At 38.5% G+C, this 25,988-nt stretch carries 24 protein-coding genes and 1 tRNA gene (1 of these 25 only partly in view); 17 read left to right on the top strand and 8 right to left on the bottom strand.

The window, feature by feature from the left end:
* Positions 1 to 190: 190 nt before the first annotated feature.
* Positions 191 to 514 (top strand): LIC_10907 family protein, encoded by a 324-nt coding sequence (locus FHG67_RS01740; RefSeq protein WP_004495347.1) that lies wholly within the window; start codon positions 191 to 193, stop codon positions 512 to 514.
* 369 nt (positions 515 to 883) lie between these two features.
* Here the strand turns inward: FHG67_RS01740 and FHG67_RS01735 are convergent, their stop codons facing one another.
* Positions 884 to 1,420, bottom strand: coding sequence for an inorganic diphosphatase (locus FHG67_RS01735; protein WP_002618568.1), 537 nt, complete (start codon positions 1,418 to 1,420; stop codon positions 884 to 886).
* A 135-nt stretch (positions 1,421 to 1,555) separates the two neighbouring features.
* Positions 1,556 to 2,887 (bottom strand): MFS transporter, encoded by a 1,332-nt coding sequence (locus FHG67_RS01730; protein WP_004495374.1) that lies wholly within the window; start codon positions 2,885 to 2,887, stop codon positions 1,556 to 1,558.
* Positions 2,888 to 3,075: 188 nt separating this feature from the next.
* Between FHG67_RS01730 and FHG67_RS01725 the strand changes: the two genes are divergently transcribed.
* Positions 3,076 to 3,732, top strand: a complete 657-nt coding sequence (locus FHG67_RS01725) for a YdeI/OmpD-associated family protein (RefSeq protein ID WP_004495375.1) — start codon at positions 3,076 to 3,078, stop codon at positions 3,730 to 3,732.
* A gap of 451 nt (positions 3,733 to 4,183) precedes the next feature.
* Positions 4,184 to 5,986: an alginate export family protein gene (locus FHG67_RS01720; protein WP_016759197.1), complete on the top strand. Its 1,803-nt coding sequence runs from the start codon at positions 4,184 to 4,186 to the stop codon at positions 5,984 to 5,986.
* Between the two features lie 74 nt (positions 5,987 to 6,060).
* Here FHG67_RS01720 and FHG67_RS21600 read toward each other — a convergent pair whose 3' ends face one another.
* Positions 6,061 to 6,318, bottom strand: coding sequence for a hypothetical protein (locus FHG67_RS21600; RefSeq protein ID WP_216368161.1), 258 nt, complete (start codon positions 6,316 to 6,318; stop codon positions 6,061 to 6,063).
* Between the two features lie 54 nt (positions 6,319 to 6,372).
* Between FHG67_RS21600 and FHG67_RS01715 the strand changes: the two genes are divergently transcribed.
* The gene (locus FHG67_RS01715) at positions 6,373 to 7,914 is read left to right on the top strand and encodes a DEAD/DEAH box helicase (protein ID WP_004495265.1); all 1,542 of its coding nucleotides are present in this window, start codon (positions 6,373 to 6,375) and stop codon (positions 7,912 to 7,914) included.
* Positions 7,915 to 8,023: 109 nt separating this feature from the next.
* On the top strand, positions 8,024 to 9,352 hold the full coding sequence (locus FHG67_RS01710) for a formylglycine-generating enzyme family protein (protein WP_004495275.1): 1,329 nt from the start codon (positions 8,024 to 8,026) through the stop codon (positions 9,350 to 9,352).
* Positions 9,353 to 9,367: 15 nt separating this feature from the next.
* Here the strand turns inward: FHG67_RS01710 and FHG67_RS01705 are convergent, their stop codons facing one another.
* On the bottom strand, positions 9,368 to 10,168 hold the full coding sequence (locus FHG67_RS01705) for an SDR family oxidoreductase (protein WP_026054374.1): 801 nt from the start codon (positions 10,166 to 10,168) through the stop codon (positions 9,368 to 9,370).
* A gap of 149 nt (positions 10,169 to 10,317) precedes the next feature.
* Here FHG67_RS01705 and FHG67_RS01700 point away from each other — a divergent pair, with 149 nt between their 5' ends.
* The 4 genes from FHG67_RS01700 to FHG67_RS01685 all read left to right on the top strand — a co-directional run bounded on the left by FHG67_RS01700 (position 10,318) and on the right by FHG67_RS01685 (position 13,269).
* Positions 10,318 to 10,956, top strand: a complete 639-nt coding sequence (locus FHG67_RS01700) for a DUF2889 domain-containing protein (protein ID WP_004501173.1) — start codon at positions 10,318 to 10,320, stop codon at positions 10,954 to 10,956.
* A gap of 155 nt (positions 10,957 to 11,111) precedes the next feature.
* Positions 11,112 to 11,183, top strand: a tRNA-Thr gene (locus FHG67_RS01695).
* A 47-nt stretch (positions 11,184 to 11,230) separates the two neighbouring features.
* Positions 11,231 to 12,175 (top strand): AEC family transporter, encoded by a 945-nt coding sequence (locus tag FHG67_RS01690; RefSeq protein WP_004501151.1) that lies wholly within the window; start codon positions 11,231 to 11,233, stop codon positions 12,173 to 12,175.
* 83 nt (positions 12,176 to 12,258) lie between these two features.
* Positions 12,259 to 13,269, top strand: a complete 1,011-nt coding sequence (locus FHG67_RS01685; RefSeq protein WP_004501149.1) for an ankyrin repeat domain-containing protein — start codon at positions 12,259 to 12,261, stop codon at positions 13,267 to 13,269.
* A gap of 158 nt (positions 13,270 to 13,427) precedes the next feature.
* On the opposite strand, the gene FHG67_RS01680 is transcribed toward FHG67_RS01685, so the two are convergent.
* A complete protein-coding gene (locus FHG67_RS01680) occupies positions 13,428 to 13,985 on the bottom strand; it encodes an LOG family protein (RefSeq protein ID WP_002618569.1) in 558 nt (185 codons plus the stop codon).
* A gap of 172 nt (positions 13,986 to 14,157) precedes the next feature.
* On the opposite strand from FHG67_RS01680, the gene FHG67_RS01675 reads away from it, so the two are divergent.
* The 5 genes from FHG67_RS01675 (at position 14,158) to FHG67_RS01655 (ending at position 21,816) form a co-directional block, all read left to right on the top strand.
* Positions 14,158 to 15,417: an LA_2444/LA_4059 family outer membrane protein gene (locus tag FHG67_RS01675; protein ID WP_004495307.1), complete on the top strand. Its 1,260-nt coding sequence runs from the start codon at positions 14,158 to 14,160 to the stop codon at positions 15,415 to 15,417.
* Between the two features lie 354 nt (positions 15,418 to 15,771).
* On the top strand, positions 15,772 to 16,146 hold the full coding sequence (locus FHG67_RS01670; RefSeq protein ID WP_004498385.1) for an IS1595 family transposase: 375 nt from the start codon (positions 15,772 to 15,774) through the stop codon (positions 16,144 to 16,146).
* A gap of 64 nt (positions 16,147 to 16,210) precedes the next feature.
* A protein-coding gene (locus tag FHG67_RS01665) for an IS5 family transposase (protein WP_100224538.1) occupies positions 16,211 to 17,016 on the top strand; the annotation gives its coding sequence in 2 pieces (ribosomal slippage) (positions 16,211 to 16,547 and positions 16,547 to 17,016; 807 coding nt in all).
* 47 nt (positions 17,017 to 17,063) lie between these two features.
* Positions 17,064 to 19,970, top strand: coding sequence for a restriction endonuclease (locus FHG67_RS01660; RefSeq protein ID WP_142499605.1), 2,907 nt, complete (start codon positions 17,064 to 17,066; stop codon positions 19,968 to 19,970).
* Between the two features lie 4 nt (positions 19,971 to 19,974).
* Positions 19,975 to 21,816, top strand: coding sequence for a site-specific DNA-methyltransferase (locus FHG67_RS01655; RefSeq protein WP_026054630.1), 1,842 nt, complete (start codon positions 19,975 to 19,977; stop codon positions 21,814 to 21,816).
* Positions 21,817 to 22,515: 699 nt separating this feature from the next.
* Here the strand turns inward: FHG67_RS01655 and FHG67_RS01650 are convergent.
* Entirely contained in the window at positions 22,516 to 23,037 is a 522-nt protein-coding gene (locus FHG67_RS01650; RefSeq protein ID WP_004495267.1) for a DUF6580 family putative transport protein, read from the bottom strand.
* 152 nt (positions 23,038 to 23,189) lie between these two features.
* On the opposite strand from FHG67_RS01650, the gene mazG reads away from it, so the two are divergent.
* Genes mazG through FHG67_RS01635 form a run of 3 tightly spaced genes read left to right on the top strand, consistent with a single transcriptional unit; the run spans position 23,190 to position 25,155 of the window.
* A complete protein-coding gene (gene mazG, locus FHG67_RS01645; protein ID WP_004501179.1) occupies positions 23,190 to 24,005 on the top strand; it encodes a nucleoside triphosphate pyrophosphohydrolase in 816 nt (271 codons plus the stop codon).
* Complete coding sequence (locus tag FHG67_RS01640; RefSeq protein WP_004498359.1) at positions 24,002 to 24,385, top strand: LIC_13241 domain-containing protein; 384 nt, start codon at positions 24,002 to 24,004, stop codon at positions 24,383 to 24,385. Before mazG ends, FHG67_RS01640 begins: the two co-directional genes overlap by 4 nt.
* Positions 24,382 to 25,155 carry a response regulator gene (locus tag FHG67_RS01635; RefSeq protein ID WP_142499604.1) on the top strand — a complete coding sequence of 258 codons (774 nt, stop codon included), beginning with the start codon at positions 24,382 to 24,384 and terminating at the stop codon, positions 25,153 to 25,155. Before FHG67_RS01640 ends, FHG67_RS01635 begins: the two co-directional genes overlap by 4 nt.
* Here FHG67_RS01635 and FHG67_RS01630 read toward each other — a convergent pair.
* Both FHG67_RS01630 and FHG67_RS01625 read right to left on the bottom strand, forming a co-directional pair.
* Entirely contained in the window at positions 25,152 to 25,817 is a 666-nt protein-coding gene (locus FHG67_RS01630) for a hypothetical protein (RefSeq protein ID WP_142499892.1), read from the bottom strand. The genes FHG67_RS01635 and FHG67_RS01630 overlap by 4 nt on opposite strands.
* Before the next feature lie 108 nt (positions 25,818 to 25,925).
* Positions 25,926 to 25,988 carry the 3' end of an NADP-dependent isocitrate dehydrogenase gene (locus tag FHG67_RS01625; RefSeq protein ID WP_004498398.1) on the bottom strand. The gene runs 1,134 nt beyond the window's last position, so only the last 63 of its 1,197 coding nucleotides appear in the window; its start codon lies beyond the right edge, outside the window — the gene reads right to left on this strand; it ends in the stop codon at positions 25,926 to 25,928.

Below are 25,988 nucleotides of genomic sequence, written 5' to 3'. Positions count from 1 at the left end.
GATAATCCACATTCGTGATAATAAATATTGACATTTATCACAAATGTGGATTATCCTGTCCTATGCGCGACTTCTTCGAACCTATACCAGAATCAACTTTTTGTAACGGAATTCGGACAAACGAACTCGGTCTGAATCGATATACAACCAACTCCCGAATACTAAATTACTCGCGTAAACGGAGGCGGTTATGTTGAAGTGGTATGATTCTTCAAGGTTAGAGGATTATTTAGGCTCGTTGCCGAAATTTCGAAACCGTCTCAGTCTCGTGATTCAGTACAAAGATCGTCGAGAAAAAGTCCCAAAGGAGCTGAGATTCTTCATACTGATTCAAAGATTGTATTTACAAAAGAAAATTTTAGTACGACGAAACCAATGGCTGGCAAAGGAATTAAAAAGTATTTTTTCCGAAAAAATACAATTGGAAAGCAAATTAGAATCTCTCGAAAAAATACCCAAGGAAATACAAAATAAAAATACAGACTTGGTTAGAAGCTATCTTAAAAATATCTGAGAAGTTTAGAACTTTTAATTGAGAACTTGTTCCAAAACCCCAAAATGTAAGAACTCCTACCAAAAATGGAACGATCTTGAAACTGCCGGATGCGACGGTTTTTGTAAGAGAACTCTTATAATGAATTCAAAATTTCTAAAGAACGATTCGACAAATTTTTAGAGATTTTGGACAAACTTTTAATAACAAAGACTCATTGAAGTTACCATGCCCATTTTAAAATTACTCAAAAGTAAAAAATATCGAGCTAAATTCCACAAAGTACGGTAAGAAACTGAGGACGCTTTTATTATAAAATTTGCAATCACTCTCCACGTTTCCTACGGCGAACTTGAATACTTTTAAGACGAGCTTTCAGAACTGATTCGATTACTTTTTTGGAAACGTTTTTCTATACAATTCCAAAGAATCTAAAACGATCTTACGAGCAAGAATTGCGTTTTGGAATTCTTCGATAACGACAGTTTTATTTTCCAGTTTTTTATAATCTTCAAAGAAATGCTTCAGTTCCAATGTGAAATGAGGAGGAAGTTCCGAAATGTCGTTGATATGGTTGATCGACATATCGTTTGCGGCAACCGCGATAATCTTATCGTCTTCTTCCCCTGAATCTAACATTCTCATTACACCGATTACTTTAGCTTTCACTAAACAAAGAGGTTCTAATTCCACTTGGGAAAGAACCAAAATGTCCAAAGGATCGTGATCTCCACAATAAGACTGAGGAATAAATCCGTAATTTGCAGGATAATAAAAGGAAGAATATAAAACCCGATCCAGTTTTAAAATTCCATATTCTTTATCGACCTCGTATTTAGCGCGACTACCGCGTTTGATTTCAATGACGCCGTTTACAAATTCCGGAATTTGATCGCCCGGAGAAATATCATGCCAAGGGTGTACCATATCAGAAAACTATTTAAACGTTCCGATGAAAGGCAAGTTTAAAATATCATCTTACTCCAATAGAAAAAAAACGGTTCTTACCACAATGTGTCGGAATCAATCATAAATATCATAAATGTAGGATTTAAAACCAAATTAAGCCTTCGGTTTCCAACTCCAGGTAATAGCTAGCAAAGCGAGAGCGATCAAAGTCGCGCCTATAATAAGATACAGGGATTGTTCCCAATGAAATCCTGGTTGTTTACTCAGCCATCCCACTACTTTTGAAAGAGCTGTTCTTCCCAAATATCCGAACAAGCCGATAAAACCCGCCGCAGTTCCGACCGCTTTCTTCGAAGTAAAATCAAGTCCGGCAACACCTAACAACATAACAGGCGGATAGACAAAAAAACCGATGATGCCGAATAAAGTAAGATCCAACCAAAGAAAACCGGGAGGCGTAAATAACAACGCGACAAGAGCCGATAGAATCGGGAGGATACACAAGAAGCTCACCATTCCTCTTTTTCCACCCAATTTATCCGAACCCCAACCGACAAGAAGAGTAGAACCGATCCCGGCAAATTCGTAGATGAAGGTGCTAATCCCTCCTTTTTCCAAGGAAGCTCCTTTGGCGAATTTTAAGTAAGTCGGGCCGATATCCGTTAAGCTATAACGAACCACATAAACAAAAAAGTTTGCAAAAGCGAAGGTCCAAACATAATAATTTTTTAATACCGATTGGAAAATGATTTCCCGAAAAGACAATTCCCTCTCTTGTTCTTCGGAGGAAAGTCTAGATTCTTTTTCAGGATCTTCCTGATATTCTTCAATAGGAGGAAGACCCACCGACTGAGGAGTATCCACTAATTGAAATAAAAGATAAATTGCGGTTACGATCGCTATTGAGGCAGGAATGTAAAATGCGTTCCTCCATCCCCACCAAGAAGCGCTATAAGCGGCGACAATCCCCACCAAACCGCCGCCCACGTTATGAGCTATATTCCAAATTGCGAATTTAGCCCCTCTTTCCGATACCCCGAACCAATGACCCAAAGAACGTCCGCAAGGAGGCCATCCCATTCCTTGAAACAATCCGTTCAAAGCCCAAAGATAAAAGTGAGCTTCGTAATTACTCGAAGCTCCGAACAACAAATTACATATCGCGGTTAAAATCAAACCCAATGACATGAAGTATTTCGGATTACTTCGATCGGATAAGGCCCCCATCACAAATTTTCCGATTCCGTAAGTAATCGCGGTCACCGCCAAAATATTTGTGATTTGTTCCTGGTCATAGTGCAGAACTTCCCCCATTTCCTTGGAAATAACCGGAAAATTATTCCTTACGAGATAAAATACCGCATAACCAATAAAAGTCGCCTCTAGAACCCTCCATCTAAAACGGGGATAAGATCGATCGATCATTTCTTTCGGTAAGAGAGGTTTTGGTTTTGCGGGAAGTATCCAACGTAACAATGAAATCATTAGGTCAATCTCAAGGATATAAAATCTCTTACAAGGTCATTTTCACCGACGAATGACTGTTTCCTTGTTAATAAAGTTGAAAAAGATCGTTAGAATTTTACGGAATTTGTAAATCATACAATGAAAATCGAATTTATATTTCCTTTTTTCATTTGCATTTTTTAAAAATCTACATTTTCTTGCGCCTTATGATAGATTTGAATCCGGACTTAATCAAAAAGATGAAATTTAAGGAAGGGGACCGACTGATCGTCATCGATAAAGAAAAAGTACATAAACCCTCTCCTATAAGGGGAATTATAACTACAAATGAGATTTCCGAAGCGGACAGAATTCTACTTTTCGCGGATTCGACTTCCTCTCTCCAATCTTCTTTTTTTAAAATTCTAAAATCGATTTCCAAGGAAACCATTCTATGGATTGCCTACCCTAAAAAATCCTCCGGAATCAAAACAGACTTAGATAGGGATCACGGTTGGGAAATCCTTTCGAAAAACGGATACGAAGGAGTCGCGTTGATTTCTTTAAACGATACTTGGTCTGCGGTTCGCTTTAAAAAAGCCGACGAAGTCAAAAAAGGAGGTTCTAAAGCGGAAAAACAAAAACGTCCGGAACTATCCAAATACATCAACTACGAAACGAAAATCGTAAAACTTCCGGAAGACGTAAACAAAATTCTCTCCAAAAATAAGAATGCGAAAAAATCTTTCGAAGTCTTATCTTGGTCTCACAAAAGAGAATACATCGAAGCGATTTTAGACGCGAAATCATCGGAAACCAGATCAAAGCGAATTCAAAAATTAGTTCAAGCAATGAGTTCTCAAAAAGATCAAAAAAAGAAATAAAAGTTAGAAATTAAAAAATCCAAAACCTACCAAAAAAGAGATTTTGAGTTTATAGAAATATTATGGAAGTATTTGCTGAATTTCCATAATGCAACGCCCTTATTATAGAGAGACAACGTCTACTCAGAAAAACGTCTTCTACAACTAGTATTTCAGCTCACGTGGACAGAAAGTCGATATCCCACCGACTCAATGAATGGTTTAAAACATCAAAACGAGAGCTATCCGACATAATCTATAAAAATTTTCCATCGTTCCATTCGTCCATTTATCCATAGCGCCCCATATTCTATTTTTTAATTTCAGTATATTTATTTTTTATAATATGATAAATTATAATTATAAATATTTAACGCAATTCGATGGATTGCAAATATTAGTTCATAACGTTGCTCTTACGTAATTTCTTCCATAGCCGTCCAAAAGGAAATAAAATCAAGAGAGGCCCGAATTGAAAACTTACAAATTTAGAATCATCCAACTTTCGCTCATTTTTATTGTTTTCTTATTTTCGGAAATTGACGCAAAAAGAACGAAAAGGGTCAAACGCACGAAAGTTCGCAATGCTACAACGCAAAGAATTCAACAACCGATCGAAGTTCAAAAACAGAAAGCGGATACTCAAACCGTTCCAATCGAAGCCGAAGTTAAAGAACCTAAAAAAGACACTCCATGGTACGAATCGGTTAAACTTGGCGGTCTGATTCGAATTCGCCCTGAAGCGCGATACAATTACGATTTTGATAAATTCAAAAATGATAATATTTCTTTCGTCGGAGCCAAAGCTCAAATTTGGATCGAAAAAGAATTTACCCAAAATATGAAAGCAAGAATCGTCTTACAAGACTCCGCGCTTTGGGGAGGGGAAAAAGGCTCTCTCATTGGAATCGATACCGCAAACGACAACACAAGACAATCCGTAGGAATTCGAGAAGCGTGGGTAGAATCCAAGGAATTAATCGGCCCAGTTACATTACAAGCGGGAAGACAAATTCTAAAATACGGAGACGAAAGACTCGTAGGCGCATTGGAATGGAATAACGTAGGAAGAAGCTTTAACGGTTTTCGTTTGAAAATCGACAAAGAACTGTTTTCCACTCACGCTTGGGTCATGATCGTCGGAGAGCAGGATTCGGACGTGGCGGGCAATTCCACAAATTTAGGAAAAAGAAATTCATTCCCGATTCAATACAATTGTCCCCCCAATTCTTTTTCACCTTCAGCTTGTACATTGACTGCCGAACTTTCAAAACAACAACAGGGAGACGCAACCTTCACCGGTTTTTACAATACGTTTAAATCTTCCGACTTACTTCACATAGACACCTATTACATCGGATTGTATAAGAAATGGCTTCCTCAAAACAACTCTACGATTCTGCTCCTTCCCAATCCGGAAACGATTCCGAAAGATTCCAGGTACGACCAATTACACACATTCGGACTCAGACTTTCCAATAGAACAACTCCCGATAAAAAGGCAAAAATACCATTCGATTTTTCAATCGAATACGCGATGCAGAGCGGAAAAAACGGGCTGAACGTCACGCCAAGTTGGGATGTCTTAAACACAAACGTTTCCACCGTCGACCCTCTTACCGGCAAGACCGTAACCAACAGCATTTACAAAGAAAAACAAAGTTACGATGCTTATGCGTTCGCATTCGACGTCGGTTATACGATCGGGGCTTTTCGGTTTGGAGTGACTTACGATGTCGGTAGCGGAGATCCAAATCGAAAAGACGGAAAAGTTGCGACCTTCTCAAATTTATTCCACTCTAATCACGGCTTCTTAGGAGAAGCGGATCAAGTAAGCTGGGTCAACATGGTTGGTAAATCCGCAAACTTTACATGGGACGGCGGGGAATTTGGTAAATTAAGGATCGCATATTGGATCATTGATAAGCAAAAAAGACAAGACGGTTGGTATGATGTCACGGGAAACCTCAAAGAAGGAGCCAGTACGGAATCAACCGCAAACGAACGTTTTAAGGATCCTTATGTTCAAAGTGAAAAAGGTGCCCTGGATCAAAGAGGGATCGTAACTCTCGGAAAAAATTTATTTAGAGAAATCGATATGACTTATTCGTTCAAATATAAGGATATTCTTTGGTCGTTTGGTGGGAGTTGGATTTTTGCAGGAGATGCGGTTCGGCGCAAACTCAACGACGACTCAATATATCCCGAATTCAGAAAAACCAACTTTCTTCCGCAAGCGCAGTTCGGTTACTTGATGATGACGGTTCAATTTTGAGTCGCAATGAAAATAACTTTAATAATTTTGAATATATCTGATAAACCGAAAATAAAATTTCGCATAGTATATTTTTAAATAGAATCCATCTTAAAATCGACGAGTTTAGCTTTTAATAGATTCGAATTTATTTTTGAAATCGATTTCACAAACTCTCTCGAAACCATCAGATACAAATCGTTTTGCTCTTTTGTCCTTGTATAAATAACCGATTCTAAAATCGTAGTAAAAATAAACGTCTCATTAACGAAGACGCAGAATTTTTCCTGGTTCCAATTTTCCTCTCTTCGATCCGCTTTTTGATCTTCCGGATAGTTATCTTGAAAATTCAAAGTATTAGAGGTTCCCGGAAGCGGGCGATTCATCGTTTTAAAAGGAACACCTCTATGAAAAAACTCAAGTTTAGCGAACTAAACTTATCCGCCGAAATCCAAAACGCGATCCTGGAAATGGGTTTCGAAGAAGCCTCTCCCATTCAGTCAGAAGCGATTCCGGTCATATTAAAAGGAAAAGATATCATCGGGCACGCTCAAACCGGTACCGGTAAAACGGCCGCATTTGCAATTCCGACGATCGAACTTCTCGAAGTGGAAAGTAAACATTTACAAGCCTTGATTCTTTGTCCGACTAGAGAGTTAGTCATCCAGGTCAGCGAACAATTTCGCAAACTGATGAAATACAAAGGAAACTTCGAAGTCGTTCCCGTTTACGGCGGTCAAGAAATAGAAAGACAACTCAAAGCGCTTCGTAAAAATCCCCAAATTGTAATCGCAACTCCCGGAAGAATGATGGACCACATGAGAAGAGGTTCCATCCGTCTCGACGACATTAAGATCGTGGTCTTGGACGAAGCCGACGAAATGCTGGATATGGGTTTCCGCGAAGATATGGAATTCATTTTAAAAGACACTCCCATAGATCGCCAGACGATCATGTTTTCTGCTACGATGACGGACGATATTCTTACCTTGATGAAAAGATTTCAAAAGCATCCTCAGATCATCGACGTAACTCACCAGAAATTGAGCGCACCCAAAATCGAACAAATCTACTATGAAATTCAAGAGAACGCCAAAGGAGAAGCTCTCGCGAGACTGATCGAATACAGAAACGTAAAACTCGCATTAGTATTTTGTAATACAAAAGCGCAAGTGGATACCGTCGTAGAATTGTTGAAATCGAGGGGTTACTTTGCGGAAGCTCTTCACGGAGATCTGAATCAGAAACAAAGGGACAAAGTAATGAACGGATTTCGAAACGGAAATATCGAAATCTTAGTCGCGACCGACGTGGCCGGAAGGGGAATCGACGTCAACAATGTCGAGGCGGTATTCAACTACGACCTTCCAAGAGACGGGGAAGACTACGTCCACAGGATCGGAAGAACAGGAAGAGCAGGCAAAAAAGGGATCGCATTCTCCTTTATCGTCGGAAAACAGATCTACAATCTTAAAAAAATAGAACGAATCAACGGAATCAAAATCGAGGCAGGAAAAATTCCTACGTTAGACGATCTTGAAGAAACCAAAATCCATTCCTACACTTCCAAAGTTAGGTCCATCGTGGATGCGGGTCATATCAGTAAGTATGTAAACCAAGTGGAAAAATTGATGGGGAATGACTATACCGCGTTGGACATCGCCGCCGCTTTGTTTAAAATGACGATCCTCAAGGACAGCGTCACTTTCGATGATTCCGTACAATTCGAATCCGATTTTAAATACGAAGAAAGAAATTCTTTCAAAAAGAAATCCGGAAATGGTGGCAGGAAATACAAGGATCGGAATTTTGGAAGATCCGGTTCGAGATCTAGAACCAAATCAAATCCGGGTTCCCACTCCGGTAACGGATCCCATTCTAAATTCTCCCAAGGAGATAAAAATCAAAAATCAGGCGGGCCATCTTCCTTCAAAAAAAAGAAGAAATAAGATTCGATTTCAAGAAAAGAATCCGCTTAAAATTCTTTTTTAAATCGGAAATTTTTGCCGAAATTAGAAATAGAAAATCGTCCTTCTGCCAAAAGGACGATCGGGCATTATGATTCTCAACTCCATTCTTAAACTCAAACGACTGATCGTAATTCTTTTCGTCTTTTCCTTAGGATCGATGACTTCCTTATTCACACAAACTCAAGAATCTTCTCTTAATACGAGAATGGTTCCCCTTTGGAAAGGAGAAGTAGAAGCGGTTTATAGCGGAAAAGGCAAAGTGAAAATTCGAATCCGAAAAGATTCCATATTTTACGGAAAAGAAGAAGAGGAAATCAAAACCATCCTTGAGAAAAAAAATCAATATACGGTCTTACAAAAAAATCCCGAAAAAGAAATCGGTTCCTTTTACATTCGTCAAATCTCCGTTTCCTATCAAACTAATTTAGGAGGAAAGAAAGCCTCGGAAATCGAACTCTACGGTTCATTCACCGCAAATCCGGGAGTGCCCGAACATCTCCTCACAGCGGGAACCTTCATTCAAGACTATAAACAAGAAATAGCTTATATAGAACCCGGAGCATTTTTCACGGAAGACAGAAGAAGAACTAGACCCGCAAGACAATTCAGACATCCGAAAGACGGAAAAGAAATGGTCTTCGTATCCGGAGGATACGAACAAAACGGAGAATTGTTTTACGAGTCGATGGGATTCTTTCTTCACGGACAAGGGAACGAACCTTCGGAAGACAACTACAATCCGTTTTACTTTAAACCAGAACGAGGTAACCTCCAAGATATCTCCTCTTTTTACATCGATAAATATGAGGTTACAAATCAGGAATATTCAAAATTTCTAAAAGAAACAAATACCGCTCCGCCTCCTCATTGGAAAGGCGGAAAATACCCGATCGGAAAAGAACATCATCCCGTAAACGGAATCACTTATAGAGAAGCGGAGGCGTACGCGCGTTGGTCCGGTAAACGACTCCCGACCGAGATGGAATGGGAAAAAGCCGCCCGTGGAACCGGAATGACTTGGAAGATCAATCGAGACGAATCTTATTCTTTTTTTCCAAATACGTTGGAATATCCGTTCGGAAACGATTTCGATTCTTCCTTATGCAATACTCTCGAAAGTCAAAAAATGGATACGATCTCCGTCTACGAACTAGCGAAAAAATCAGCGAGTCCCTATGGAGCAATCGGAATGTGCGGCAACGTAGCCGAGTGGACGAGTTCCGACTACCTTCCGTATCAAGGACATTCGCTCAAAAGAAACGCATTCGGAAAAATGCATAAAGTCATCCGGGGCGGATCGTTCTCATCCACAAAAGAAGAATCCACAACGTATTTCAGGTCCTTCGGAGGAATTCCGAATTTAAAAACGGATCGCAGAGCCGGAATTCGACTCGTTTGGGATCTTCCCGGAAAATAAAAATAAAACCGCAAATTAAGTAACTCTCGCTTTTTTCAAAAGTTTATCCAAAAGCGAAGGTGAGAATCGACTGATCCAATACGCGAGCATCTCTCTAAATTGAGAAGGATATACGTCTCTTTTCTTTGATTCGATCGCTTTTAAAATGATAGAGGCCACTTTTTCCGTAGACAATCCGTTTTTAATTCCTTCATCCATGATTCCGTAGGCGGATCCGTCACCGGACAAAGCCTTTACGGAAATATCGGTTTTCACGTAACCCGGAGAGACCGTCATAACGTGCATTCCGCTTTCGGATGTTTCCAGTCGAATACTATCCATAAACGCTTGTACCGCGTGTTTACTCGCCGCGTAACCCGAACGGTACTGAGTGGCAAATCTCCCCTGTAAAGAAGAAACCGCGATAAAATGGCCCTGATTCTGTCTAAGTTCCGACTCCAAAAGTTTGAATAGATGAATCAAAGGGTAGAAATTTATATTCATTAGACTTTCATAAACTTCAATATCCGTCTCCCTCGCAAGACCGCGCATGCTGATTCCAGCGCTATGAATCATTCCATCGATACGCCGAGCTTTCTTTCTAAACTCTTCCGCAATTTTCTTGAGTTGAAAAGGATCGGAAACATCCCCGGGAAAAGGGATTACCTTATCCGGAAATTGGACTTCGTTTTTTAATTCTTTTAATAACTCTTTCCTTCGGGCAACCGCACCGACCACGGCTCCGTTTCGATTCAGTTCTAAGACGAGAGCCTTTCCGATCCCAGAACTTGCACCGGTAACCAAAAACGATTTTTCTAAAAAGAATGAAGTCATCATAAAGTCGGACTGAAAGTATGAAAAGGCCACAAAAAAGCAAATGAAAATAAACGGAAAAATCTTTTAGCGAATCCGGTCTTATTAAAAGATGCCCCAGAAGAATCCGAAAATGTTTTGTTTAAAAATGTTCCTTCGGAAAAGAGGTTTTAATGAATACGTTGCAGGAACTCAAGGAGCAAATTCGTTTTCGGAACACGGACTTTCAAAGAAATTATGAAAGCAGATACTATTGGTTTCCGGAAGAATCCCCCCCATTTTGCGTCATCGAAGTCAATCAATACGACCCCTATCACGATATTACTTTGTATCTAGAAGTCGATCTAACCACGATGAAGATCGTAAAATCGGGAGTAGAAGAAAAAAGGGTTCCATACGAAACCTGTCCCGCCGCAATTAAAGCATACGATTATTTGGTGGGAGAGGATATGTCTTATGTAAAACTTATGAATCGTTTTCCTACAGATAAAACGTTAGGCTGTCTTCATATCAACGAATTGATCCAAAATGCCGCTATGAATTTTCATTCCGCATATGCTTTTTATCTCAAAGAAAGAAATTTTCCGGCTCGATTCGACGAATATAAAATGTACGAGGGAGACCTTCCCGCTCAGGAAAGAAGAGAAATCGGAAGACATTGGTGGATGAAAGACAGAGGAGTCAGAAATTCTTGCTATTCTTTTTCAGGACGTCACGAAAAATCAGAACTCAAGGATCGGGTGAAACATCTTGACAGTATCACGGCAATGATGGTAAAAGAATTTAAGAAGTCGAAGAAAGATGGCCCCTAAATTATTTCCGTCGTTCTTGTTTACAACCGATCTATAATACTTAGGTAGAGTTTTTACAAACACGACCGATAATATTGTAGTCTTCTAAAGCGAACGTCGAATCCTATTTTTACGGAAACTACGGCAAAGGTTTTTCTTGCTTCGGACGACCCAATGCCCGCTTAGCTCAGGGGTAGAGCATTTCCCTCGTAATGAAAAGGTCGCCGGTTCAATTCCGGCAGCGGGCTAATCCTAAATCTCTTGCCCTATCGCGTCTGCCGTAAACTCTGTACATGTGTCTCATCTAATACTCATTCCGGTTTGTATTGCGGGAGGTTGGATACTCAAACGAGGAAAAATTTTTCCGGAAAATACGGGACTCGTGCTCGGAAATTTCGTAATTTATATTTCTCTTCCTTCTCTTATTTTAGCCAGCGTCCCAACAATGAGACTGGAAACCTCTCTGATTTATTTGGCCTTTATGCCATGGATTCTCTTCGGATTTTCAGTCGTATTTTTTTATATAATCGGAAAATTCTTTCATTGGAATTCGGAAACAAGAATCGCAACGACACTTTGTTGCGGATTGGGGAACACGTCTTTTTTAGGACTTCCCATTTTAAGGGTGTTCTACGGAGAAGAAATCACCAACTCGGTGCTAATCATCGATCAATTCGGAACTTTTCTCTGCCTCGCAATTCCGGGATTTATTCTTTCGCTGAGTTTTTTATCCAAAAACGATCGGGAACGAAACAGAAAACCCGTCGAATTCATTCTGAAAAAGCTCTTTACTTTTCCTCCTTTTCTTGCTTTACTTTTTTCGTTTTTGCTCAGATTTTTCACCATTTCGGAATTGATTCATTCCGTACTCAAAATTTTGGGAGAAACATTAGTGCCAATCGCTTTATTTACCGTTGGATTTCAAATGGAATTCCCTACGTTAGATTCTAAATCCGAAAAATCAGAGAATTTCATACAACCTTTATTCATCGGCCTTATTTATAAATTGCTTCTCGCTCCGATCTTGATATTTCTAATCTATCGTTTTCTAAACGTAAGCCTAAATCATCTGCGAGTAGTTGTCTTAGAAGCGGCAATGGCGCCTATGATTACCGCGTCTATCGTTTCTATTCAAATGGGTTTCAGACCCGCTCTTTCGGCGGTTTTCCCAGGGGTTGGTATCTTAATTTCGATTTCGACTTTATTTTTATTTTATATGTTTTTGGAGAATTTTTTCTGACTGATTTTTCCGAATCACTGACCGATCTATTTTCCGCAGTCAAAACCGGAAAAACGGATGAAATTCAAAAACTCCTCACTTCTATGGAAGGAGAAGAAATCCTCGTCGATTGGCTGAGAAACTATAGAGACAATTACGGATCAGGAGTTTTATCCTGGGCCGTAAAGAATTCGGATCAGGAAGCGGTTAAACTACTGCTCGAAGCCGGGGCCGAACCCGACGAAACAAACGCAAGGGGAGAAACTCCACTCTTAACTTCTTTGGATCAGGGTAACGAAGATTTAATTCGAATCTTTTTGGAAGCGGGCGCGGACACCGAAAAAAAGGATTTCGCCGGAAATACCCCACTTACGAAAGCGGTGAGCACCGGAAACGTTCGGATCGTAGAAATGGTTTTCGTAAACGATCACTCAACCCCGAACCTGGAAGAAAGAAACGGAGAAGGATATACCCCGCTTCTCTTAGCCGTGGATCTAGGACACTTTGAAATCGTGGAGTATCTTCTCGACAAAGGCGCCGACTTTTTAAAAAAGAACTCAGAAGGAAGAACCATTCTCCATCTTACAGCTCTCCATAACGATTCCGAAATATTGGATCTATTTTTAGAAAAAGAAGAAACGAAAACAATTTTAGAAGACAAGGATGCGGACGGAAACACCGCGCTTCTTCTCGCCGCTTCGCACGATAGCGTGGAATGTTTAGAAAAACTTCTTAAAATCGAAGCGGACTTTTTACAAGTAAACGCATCCGGAAAAACCGGATTAGAAGAAGCGGAAAGACAGAAATACCATCACGTTTCTAAAATTCTTAAGAAAGTTCTTGCCGAAAAATTATTCTCTGCCGCCAAACACGGAGAAGACGAATTATGCCGAACGATTCTTAAGCTTGGAATTTCCCCAAACCCGATTGATCAGGACGGAAACACACCCCTTCACATTGCGACCATTCATGAGCAGATTTCCACGGCTCAACTACTGTTGGATTTACACGCGTCTCAGTTTTTAAAAAACTTGGAAGGGAAGTCCGCTTTGGATATCGCGAAAGAAAAAAACAAGGAAGAATTGATTCAACTGTTGGAACTAGAAAAAGAATAAGGAATCTGTCGAACTACCGCATTTTATTATTAACGAATTGACAATAATCATGACCGTGGTTCCTCCTAAAAAGTTCTAAACTTTGTTTTTTACGGTTCGAACTAAAAATATAATTTTGCGTTTTTAAAAACGTATTGTTACGATTCGACACAACCTCTTCAGACAAAACGCTGATGTAGTAAATCGAGTAATTCTTCAGGATTTTGCGAAACAATCAGGCCGTTCTTAGTTTCCGGATCCAAAAAACCGTCCTCCACCATTCTTTCCAATTGTTTGAGCAAATAGTCAAAATAACCGTTTACGTTAAGTAAGCCCAAAGGTTTTGAAATTAGCTTCAACTGATTCCAAGTCGTAATTTCTACAAGCTCGTCCAAAGTCCCAATTCCGCCGGGCAATGCGATAAAACCGGAAGACTTTTCATACATCCTAAACTTTCTTTCATGCATGGAAGAAACGATCATAAGATCTTTGACTCGATCATGTTTGACTTCCTTGATAGAGAGAAAATCGGGAATGATTCCAGATACTCCCCCGCCCTTTTCCATCACCGCATCAGCAATCGTTCCCATGATACCGCAGGAAGCGCCTCCAAATACTAAATCGAGATTTTTTTCGACGAGCAACCGGCCCAAATCCCTAGCCGCCTCGGTATACACAGGATTGGTTCCCGAACGGGAACCGCAAAAAACGCAAATCGCCAATTTGGTTAAATTCATAATCTCTCTTTTCGTTTCATTCTATATCATTTTATCGAAACATAAGCCTTCTATAAAATCGTTCTATTTCGTTGTTTTCACCAAAGAAAATTTGTAACATTTTTCTTTTTCTAGATCCGAGAAAAAATGTTTCAATTCCTCCGTCTTATGTAATTCTCATTCCTTAGGAACTATGAAAAAACAAATTGAAAAATCGATTCCATTTCTTATTGCGATACTTTTTCTTCTGCTTCAAACGAACGCAATGGGACAAAACAATTTACCCCAATCCGATCCGGATATTTTAGAAAAAGAAGCCAACGAACTCGAAATTAAAGCCGGCAAAGCACAAGATTCCGTCACGAGACAACGCATGATTTTGGAAATTCGGAAAAAAAGAAAAGAAGCCTCCGAACTCAGAGATAAACTTCACGAACAGGAACTTGCCAAAACTCCGAAAGGCGCTACGTTTGAAATCGCGATTTTATTGAACCAAATAAGTTGGATTCCGGAATCCTTAGCGAGAAGACAAAACGTATCCGTCAATGAAACTAACACCTTTCTTTACACAAATGGGCTTTACCAGAATATCAACGCGATCGCGGGAAATGACACGCATACAATCAATAACACCGGAAGTTTTTATTCGAACCCGCAAGGAAACACAAAGACTGCCTACCCGATTCGATTGTTATTCCTAACCGAATCAAAAAAATACGGAGTGGAAGCGACATTTCTAGATTTTAGGATTCGCCCCTCTTATTCTTCCATAAACGTCAATCCAACTTTAGGAAACTTAAATCAAACCTATAGTTTGTACGACCCGCAACTTAGAAGAACGGATATTCAATTGAACTTCCTTTACTTTTTTGAAACGGGATCCGGAACCAGAATCGGACCTTCCCTAGGAATCCGTAATTTGGATATGTATTCTAAAGAATACGGAAACTTACCCGGAGGATTAGGCTTCGGAACTATGGAAGAAAAAGCGGGCGGTTTAGGTCCTCAAATCGGATTTAGAGTCGTTAAAAAATTGAACAACTTTTTCCAATTCCACGCAAACGCAGATTATTTTAGAACATTAGGAAAATATCATCTAAAGACGAACGGAACCACAATCTACAACGGCACTCAAAACTTTCTAGTTACGGAAACTTCGGGATCAACGGGTGAAAACCTCGTCAAAAGAAGAGGTTATCAAATCGACGCCGGACTTTCTTTTTTCAGAACAAACTGGCTCAAATTTACATTCGGTTTCCAATATACAGAAATGAGATCTTTCGTAACCGGGTACAACTACAACATCAACCTATTATTTCCCGACGTGGTCAGTTCGACCGTACTGAACACAATTACAAAAACGGCGGATCTGACTACGACAAGGCCTGCTCTTCAAAAAGAAGTGATCGATACTTACTACGGATTTTATTTAGGAGTCTCTATTACTCTGTAAGGATAAAATCGGCTTTTGAAAATAAAAACGCAATTATCTAGCTGCATACATGAGACATGTATCGTAAGAAAAAATTCGTTATCAATCTCCAATTTGTATAGGTGACAGTGTATTCTTTTATGAATGAATCAATTCAAATTACAGACATTTTTCCCAAACGATGAGGCGCAATTATAAATTATTTCATAAATTCGAGATACGGTTAAACTATCACATGCAAATTTTTTAAAGTTCAAATATAAGCCGTTTGATCGGTCGCCCAAAATTCTTTCAATGTAATTGATAAGACATTTTCTATTTTTTCAGGAACGATATTTGAGAATACAAAAGTTAGTTTAAAGAAACTCTGGAACTGTGCACGCCAAAGCTGCTTTACCGAATAAAGAAGGAAAAAAACTTACAGGAAAACAATTATTAAATGTTATCAATAAGGAAGTTCATAAAGATGCAACGATCGTAACAGAAGAATTCATAGGCTATAAGATTTTAGATAAAAAAGAAAGAATTCATTTGACTATAGGTCACTCGAAAGAGTATGTAAAAGGAGATATTCATACCAATATTATTGAAGGATTCTGGTCTTTGTTTAAAAGAGGAATAGTCGGAAGCTATCATCATATAAGTACTAAGTATATGCAGAATTACGTAAATGAATTCAGTTTCAGATATAGCAACAGAAACAATCCTAATTTTTTTGATTTGATTATAAAGAATTCTGCTTTGGTATAGGATATATTTAGAGCCTGTCCCAAAACCTCCTTGTACTTTTAACCTAAAGAAATAGAACTGACATATGAATTCAAATTTAGGTCTTCTAGATATCCCAGAAGAGATTTGGAAACGTCTTCGCCCCTTATTATCTAATCGTAAGACAAACCCACAGAAAGGAGGTCGTCCTCGACTGGATGATAGAGTGGCCATGGCAGCGATATTTTACAGGGTTCGAACAGGAATTCAATGGAGAGATATTCCTACGATGTTTGGTTCAAAATCGACGTTACATAGAAGATTTCAAGAATGGGTGGTAGCTGGAGTTTTTGATAAAATTGAAAGAGAAGCATTAAAACTTTATAAACGTTCTGTAAAAATCAGGACAAAGAGAATGGCAGTAGTTGGTAGTTTTGCAAGATCTCCCAAAGGGGGGCTTTCACGGGTCCAAACCCGACGGACCGCGGCAAAAGAGGCGTTAAAAGGCATATTCTCGTCGATAGGCGTGGAGCGCCTGTAGCTTTTGTAATTGCTTCAGCGGGAACTCATGACTCTAAACTTTTATTTCCTAATTTAAAAAAGTTTATAATACTGAGAAATTCTAAAGTTCTAAAGCCAGAAATACTTTCATTAGATAAAGCTTATGCTAATAATACAGTTAAGGACAAATTAAAAAAGAGGAATATTCAGTATCGAATTCCCAATAAAAAGAATGCAAGAAATCCTGAGCGGATTGCTCCACTCAATGCTTTTCGATGGACTGTCGAACGTACTTTTGCTTGGTTCAATGCGTTTAGAGCCGTAAAAACTTATCGGGAATTCAAACTCGATAATTATACCGCACTATTCCAACTTGCATCCGCTATCATTTTATTTAGAATGTGCAAATAGGTTTTGGGACAGACTCTAAGTTAAAAAAATAGGATTAGAAAATATTAATGCTAAAAACAGAAGCAAAACAGTTTCAATATGAAATACAAGGCTACCAAGAGGATTGCGTTACAAACATTACAAGTCTTTTTAGTAGGCTTCAGCAAAAAGTGAATTTTAAAGAAGTGCTGACGACACACCATAAAAAGAACAAATACAATTTCTCAGTTCAAGACACTAAAAACATTGATATTATTATGGAAACAGGAACGGGAAAAACGTTCACGTTCATAAAAACAATTTTTGAACTTAATAAGAATTTTGGTTACAAAAAATTTATCATTCTTATTCCAACCGTTCCAATACGTGAGGGAACAAAAACAAACTTGGAAGACACCAAAGATTATTTTAAAACCTTTTACGCCAATGAGAAAGAAAAAAAAATTGAAACTTTTGTTTACGAAGGCGGAAACATTTCAGCCATTAGACAATTTATCGGCATTTCGCATTTATCGGTTTTGGTAGTGACTCCAAGCTCATTCAGCCACAAAGACAATATCCTAAACCGACCATTAGAAAAGGACATTAACGCCCCTGAATTATTCGTAAACAATCAGGAACCACCAAAATCTTATTTGGAATGTTTGAAACGCCTAAACCCAATTGTGATAATGGACGAACCTCACCGTTTTGAAGGCAATGCTTTCAAAACATATTTTGGAGGGTTTGAAAATTACTTTTTGCGTTTTGGGGCTACATTCCCAAAAAAGAAAGACAGTTTGCCTTTGTCGAACGTAGCCTATGTATTAGACAGCATTTCTTCTTTCCGACAAAGTTTAGTTAAGAAAATTGTGGTCTATACGCAAGACGTAGTTGAAAACACAGATACACTCATTGGCATTGACAACAAAAAAGCCATTGTAAGTACTTTGACCAATGGAATTATTGCAAGACGAGAACTGGGCGTTGGTTCAGTTTTCAACGGTAAAAGCATAAAGAAGATAAACAAAGACACCATTGTTTTAGCTGACGACGTCATTGAAAAAGTTGATTATTCCTTATCAGAGGAATCATTGCGGACAATGATTAAGGAAACAATCAAAATTCATTTTGAAAAAGAAAAAGGATTGTTTGAGAAAGGCATAAAAGCACTCACATTGTTTTTTATGGAAAGCGACACCAGTTTGTTTCGTAGCGACAATCCAAAAATCAAAAACTTTTTTGAAGAGGAATATAAAAAGCAATACAGCGAAATTGTAAGCGAACTTGACCAAACAAGCGATTACTACAAATTCTTACAAAACGATTTTGACAGCGATAACCATTTGCAAGTTCACAAAGGATATTTTTCAGGAGACAAAGGAAACGCAGACGAAAAAGTAAAGGTAGGAGTTGATGAAATTCTGAAAGACAAAAAGAAATTGCTTTCGTTTGAAAGTCCAACACGTTTTATTTTCTCCATTTGGGCTTTACAGGAAGGTTGGGACAACCCGAATGTTTTTACTATTTGTAAACTATCTAATCAGGGCAGTGAAATATCAAAACTTCAACAGATTGGAAGGGGTTTAAGAATTTGCGTCAATCAAAATTTGCAACGTAACACACTGAAAAATCTGAATGACGACCAAGAGACCTTTTGGAAAATCAACAACCTTGACGTGGTTGTTTCAAGTAAAGAACACAGTTTTGTTGAAGCAATTCAAAATGAAATTTTAAGTAATTCATTCCTGATTTCCGAAACATTCACTGAGCAGGAACTCGTTAAAACACTCAAAGAAAAATCGGGTTTTGATGATGATACAATAATTACGTTAATTGATAATGTGCTGAAAGACAAAAAAATGATTGTTCGCAAGGCAATTGTTGACGGACAAAAGATTTACGAAAAATCTCCTGAGTTTTCAGCCATTCTCAAAAAACAGAATTTGCCCGAAGAACAAGTAAAAGCAATTGAAAGTCTGTTTGCAACCGACACAAACATTTACGTTCAGAAAGCCGAAAAGAAAAAAGAGAAAAAGAAAGTTTTCATAAAGGCAACGCACCTGCAAAAGTTTCAAAACCTGTGGAACGCAATCAACAAAAATGCTTTTTATGTTTTAGACACTTTGAACGAAGAACAAGAAAGCCAATTGATACAAAACATAAAAACTCAAATTGAAGCCGTAAACATTGAGGAAATTTTGTTGCAAACCATTCGTGCAGAACTCAACGTAAATAAAATTGGCGAACAAGGAGCAATTACAGAAAAACTAACCAACACGCTTTCATACAAAAGCAAAGTAAATTATTTAGAATTGGTTCGCACGTTATCAAACAATACGAAAACCCCTATTTCATTTGTAGTTAAGATTTTCAACGCTTTGAGTGATGACTTTAAGAATAAAATGCTTTGCAATAATCCCAAACAAACTCAAAGAGAGATTTCCGAAATAATCAATAAGAACTTAATTGCAATGCTCAAAGCTAACATTAAGTATGATGGAATAAATGGAACAGGTTTACCAAACGTATTCAAGAACGAAAAAGGTAAAACATATTTAGACACAGGAAGCGTTGGGAAATTCCAAAAGGAAATTGCAGGCGATTTTTCTTTGAAAACAAAATGGGTATTTGAAGAAGTGATTGAATATGACAGCGATTTTGAGTTGGAAATTGTTGAGCAAGACCCCGACATTGACAGCATCGAAATTTTCGGCAAACTTCCACGCCTCAAAATCAAAACTCCTTTAGGAGATTACAGCCCCGATTTTTGCTATTGCTTAAAAAGCACCGAGGACAACAAAATATTCCTTGTAGTGGAAGCAAAAGGCTATAAATCGTCAACTGCAATACCCGTAGATGAAAAAGGGAAAATTGATTTTGCTAAAAAGTATTTTGAGGCATTGGGTCAATGCTGCAAAGATCAGAACATTAAAATTTCATTCAAAGAACATATCAATAAAACGCAACTGGCGGCATTGATAAACAACGCATAATACAATGGCAGAACAAGATTTTATAAAAGCAGGATTTACAATTGTTGGAACAGAAAACAACGAAAACAAATTGTTATATTTTCTGAAAGAGAACTACCCTAACATAATTAGAGATACCGAGATAAACTTAGAGGAAATGAAAACCGTTTTGGGTTTGCCTATTGACGAAAAGGTAAATGGATATGGATTAAATTTTGTGGGTAGAAACTTTGCCAGAGCTAAATATGCTCAAAGGACTGAAAAGGAATTACGTCTAAATACTGCATTAAGCAAGAATAGTGATACAACTGATAATTTGGTGCTGAAAGGCGATAATCTCGATAGTTTAAAAATTTTGAAAAACCATTATAGCGGAAAAATCAAGTGTATCTACATTGACCCTCCTTACAATACTACAAGCGATGAATTTGTATATCCTGACAAATTTGATAAAGAAGAAGCCGAAGTTTTGGGATTAGCAAATTTAAGTGAAAGCGAATACGCACGAATGGATTTTAGCTTCAAAACCAAAAAGAGCCACAACGGTTGGTTGGCTTTTATGTATCCTCGTCTTTTATTGGCAAGAGATTTATTAAGCAAGGAAGGTGTAATTTTTATAAGCATTGACGACAATGAACAAGCCAATTTAAAACTTCTCTGTGATGATGTTTTTGGGGAAGAGAATTTTTTTGCCAATCTAACTAGGCGTGCAATGCATACGGTGCGCAATACGAGTAAGGACTTTAACAAACATGCTGATTATGTTTTAGTTTACGCAAGAAATAAAGGGTGGTTTGAATCTGACCCCAAAAATTTTATACGACAAATAGTAGATAAAGAAGGGAATTACACATTGAATGATAACGATGGTAGAGGTTCTTATAAACTTGATCCACTATATGCTAGGAATTACGCAACGCCATATAAATTTACATTTAAAAATGGTAAAGTTTGGCAAGCTCCGGAAGGTAGTTTCCCTCGATATTCAGAGGAAACCTTAGAGTGGATGGAAGATGAAAGCCGATTAGAGTTTTCAGGAAATGAAATTAAAGCAAAAAGATACTTAAAGGAGGTACAAGAGGGGCAGCCTCCTAATACTATACTATCCGCAGAAGATGTTGCTTTCAACAAAGAAGGCACATCAGAGTTAAGGTATGTTTTAGATGCAGATAAGGTCTTTTCGCAACCTAAACCAACCAAACTAATAAAACACTTACTGTTTTTATTGAGAGATAAAAATGCCGTTGTCCTCGACTTCTTCGCAGGTTCTGGCACCACCGGCCATGCAGTAATGCAACTAAATGTCGAAGATGGCGGCAATCGCAAATTTATCTTGTGTCAAATAGATGAACCAATAAAAGAGGACAAACCCGCATATAAATTTTGTTTAGATAATAATTTGCCACCTGTTATTTCAAGTATTACCATAGAACGCCTTAAACGTGCAGGTGAAAAAATTGCAAAAGAAATGGAAGCGGAAAACAGCAAAGCAAGACTGTTTGAAGAAGATAAAAAACCAATTCCCGATATTGGCTTTAAAGTGTTCGATAGCATAGATGCACCAAAATTAAAAGTGGATGAATATGGACAAATCGCTTTCCCTGAAATTAGCGATGACGCTTTAAGCCGTATTTACAATATGATTTTCACCATTGGTTTAGACGAACCAACACAAGTTCCTGAAATGGTTGTCGAGAATTGCATCTACAAAATTGGTAATCATTATTACATAACCAACAGCGAGAAAATCAAAAGTGATGATTATGCAAGCGCTATTAAAAACGGCAAAGTATTCATTGACGGTTGGACAGCCAGTTTAAACGGAACATTGCAGAACTATAAAGAAGATGTGAAAATTGTGTTTTAATAAAATAGTCTGTACACTCCCCCGTGCGCTTCAGTGAATTAAAGAAAGATGAGTTTACCAATGAATAAAGTGTAATAGTTAAAAAATAGTGGACAACTCATTTACTATGTCTCATGTATGCAACCGGATAATTGCGGATAAAATTTAACTGCGATATGCATTCCAACTGAATGCTTATCCTTCAAAACTAGGTTTATCGCCCAGATTTTCCCGTATCAACCCCACAAATTAAGAAGGCTTTTTGGATAATAAAGATCAAAAACTGATATTTTTCAAGCGTTCCGACAAGAATGATACTTTTTACTTGCAAGAAGTATCATTTTCTAATAGAGAAAAGTCTCCCGAGTCTTTCCGCCCTATTTCGCGACTCATAGAGAGCGAAATAGAGTTTATTTTCTGCCACCCAAAAATTAGGGGAAACTCAGGCACAACGCTTCCTAAACTCAAATCTCGCTCCCGAAGGGTCGCGAGATAGGGCGCGTTGAAGAAACTCAACACAACGCTTCCTAAGCTCAAATCTCGCTCCCGAAGGGTCGCGAGATAGGGCGCGTTGAAGAAACTCAACACAACGCTTCCTATGGGGCGCGTTGAAGAAACTCAACACAACGCTTCCTATGGGGCGCGTTGTGGGGTTGGTTATGTTAGAGAACAACACTTTAGTTTCTTATTCGCCCAAACTTTCCTACGACTCTGCTCACGTTACTTAATAGGAACCGAGGAGAGTTTCATCCAATCTACTTTTTCGATCAGGGCAAATCCGCCAAAAAGAACGGTTGTATAAAACATATCCCCCAGAAGAGAATTTTGAAAAAAAGGAATCGCCATAATATAACACTGAACGAGCCCGTTTAGGTCATACGAATAGTAGCCTGCCAACCATACATAAAAGTTTGTAACGATAAAGAAAACCGCAGAACCGCCCAACGACCAAAATGCGATTCTAACAGCGGAAGAAGACGCCCTTAACCGCCATCCCGCTACAACTAAAAGTAAGACCATTCCGTAAACAGGCAGCATCTGATCGTGCAATCCGATCAATAAGTCGCTCATAAAAAGGGCACATAGAGGAGCCAACAGAGACAGCTTTTTGGAAGCAAAATGGGCTCCCGCAAAAAGGGAAATCGCAAGAATTGGCGTAAAATTAGCCGGATGTGGAAAATAACGACTCGCAACTGCAATCAGAATGAGCGAAAGAACAATAAGACTTTTTGAGCGTATCATAAAGGGCCTATAAAGTATTTTTTTGAACTATACTTCAACTTTACGACTCCCGTCAATCCAATCCCGATTTCAAAACAATTGAAAAAGAGTGCAGATTCAGCTTGGAGATTAAAAGTTGGAACAAATCTTCCGTCGTTTTTGGAGGGACTCATATGCAGACAAAATCACTCGCAGAGGAAATTGGTAAACTTCAAGAAATCACGGCCACTCTCCGAGGAGAAAACGGATGTCCTTGGGATAAGGAACAAGATCATCAAACTTTGATTCCTTATCTCATTGAAGAATCCCAAGAAGTTATCGAAGCAATTCTAAAAAACGACGACGAACTTCTCAAAGAAGAATTGGGCGATCTATTGTTTCAAGTTGTGTTTCATGCAAGACTTGCTGAAGAAAGACATTCATTCAATTTAGGAGAAGTTGCAAAAAACGTTTCCGATAAACTAATTTTCAGACATCCTCACGTTTTTAGACCGGAAGAACTCACCCTTTCTTCTTCTCAGGAAGTTTTGGAAAATTGGGAGAAAATCAAGGATAAGGAAAAGAAGAAATCAAACGACTCATCCATTTTTTCGAATATCCCGGAGAATTTTTCTTCCCTTTTAAAAGCGGAAAAGTATCAAAAGAAAGCCGCAAAAGTCGGATTCGATTGGAAAAACATTTCAGATGTGCAAGGAAAAGTTAGAGAAGAAATGGAAGAGTTCCTAACCGAATTTGGTCGTGTCAAAGCGAACGGAAGCAATCAGGTTCGTATCGAAGAAGAATTCGGAGATTTATTATTCAGTTTAGTAAATTTAGGAAGACATCTTGGAATTTCCTCCGAATCCGCACTCACAAGAACGAACGCAAAATTTAAGAAAAGATTTCAATACATAGAACAAACCCTAAAAAGCCGAGGTAAAACCCCGAAAGAATCCGACTTAAATGAAATGGATCAACTTTGGAACGAGGCAAAAAAATCGGAAACATGAACGGGCTGGATTCACTCGAAAAAAGAATTGAACAAACCGAAACTTTGATTTCTATCCTCTCCAAAGAGTTTTTTTTCAAGTTAAAATCGGATTTAAAAGAATGGCCGCGAACGTACGAATTTACATATCTGGAAAAAAATTATAAAGCGATGTTTTCCGTTTTCGGCTCCTTTACTTTGAGCGATATAAAACAGATAGCGGGATCTTCTCCGATTTATTATCTCAGTTTATGCAATAATGTTTACCAACGGCTTGTTTGGACCAAACCGGACGGAGAAATCATGGACGACCCAAAACAAATCTTTGACGAATTGAAAAAGTATATTCAAATTTTCGAAACTTCGATTTCAAAAATCGGTCCGAGAGAAAAACAGGCTTGAAAGTACTCGTTTTAGATTCCGGTTCAACCTTCAGAAAAATCATATCTTCTTTTTTTCCCGCGGAAGACTTTCAAATCGTCGAAGCGGGTTCGGCAAAAGAAGGATTGGATCTTACGTTTCGGGAAAATTTCGATCTAATTACGATCGGAATGATTCTTCCGGACTCCGACGGATTTACGGTCTGTAAAACCATACGAAACGGTTTACGGGAAAATAAACATAATGCATGCAAAAATTCTAAAATATATCTCCTTACTTCGGGAGATGTCGAATCAAACCGCACAAAATCCATGGAATTCGGATTTGATGGAATTTTTCCGAAACCCTCTGGAATCGAAGAATTGAAATTGGTAATTAAGGAAATTATAAAATTCTCTTATCAAAAGAATTCCACAGAACAACGAAAAGTCGGAAAAATCCTCATTGTAGACGACTCGGAACTCAACTTACTTCTTTTAGGAAAAATTCTGGAAAGGAACGGTTATTCCTTTCAGGCATTTACAGAGGGAAAAAAAGCGTACGAATACCTTCAATCTTTCGGGGAAAATATTTCTTACATTCTCACCGACTGGATCATGCCCGGCTTTTCAGGACAAGAACTCGTGGAAGCGATCCGCAAACAGGAAAAATTCGACAAAATTCCGATCACGGTGATTACGGGACTTGAGGAAAATGTGGGTTTGAATATCTCAGTCTCTCAGAAAAATGTTTCCATTCTTCAAAAACCGTATTTTGAAAGAAAAATTTTAGAATACATTCGCAAAGTTTAATTTACGGCGAGAAATTGAATTTCCCGAACCACATCCGAATGACAGTCCGCCCTGAATTCTCCCAAGAAAGGTTTTAAACCGGAAAACCACTGTCCGTTTTCATACTGCAAATCGTTCCAATACAAAAACAACGTCGTATCTCCAAATTGATTGTTGAATTGAATCTGTTGAATCTCGCCCTTCGGAGAAGGTTCCTTGAAAAAGATTTCTCCCGACAAAGAAATTATCTGGATCTGATAAGGCTCGGCTCGATAGGGAATTCCTTCCTTTCGTTTATTGGAAGATTTCAATTTCCAACCCGTAATTTTGATTTTGGAAATCTCATCGAGCTTTAGGGATTTTGAATATGTTATATTGTTTTTTTTGTGCTGAAACTTAAATTCAAACGGCGGATTTTTCCAAAAACCTTCCACGTCCCGACCGTCGCAAAAAATCACCTTAACTTTTTTTTCTCTTTCGTCCGCTCCGGTTCCGGTTTGTTTTTCGATTTCTCCCCTTTGATTTCTGGAATCTCCAACCGTCGGTTCCACGGGTAATGTCGGTTCTTTGGGAACTTTTTGAGAATCAAGAGAAACTGCGAAAAATAAAAAAAAGAATACGAACAGCCGTTCCAAACAAAGAATATGATTCAGAATCAAAGTCTTACGTTTCATGGTTATAATTGAAATTCCCAACCCGACTAATCCGCGTAAAATGGTTACTGAACGGAACCCCGACCTGGCGCGTTTTGAAAACCGGCCCCCATGGTCGGGATTTTTGCTTTTAAGCGATTAAAGCCTTTTCTGAATCGCTTCCATAAACTGAAAGGTATCCAGAGCCTTTGCACTCGGATC

The sequence above is a fragment of the Leptospira weilii genome, assembly GCF_006874765.1.
In the GTDB taxonomy this organism is placed as follows: Bacteria; Spirochaetota; Leptospiria; order Leptospirales; family Leptospiraceae; genus Leptospira; species Leptospira weilii.
The sequence above is the reverse complement of the archived record's forward strand: the minus strand, read 5'-3'. Positions and strand labels throughout refer to the sequence as shown.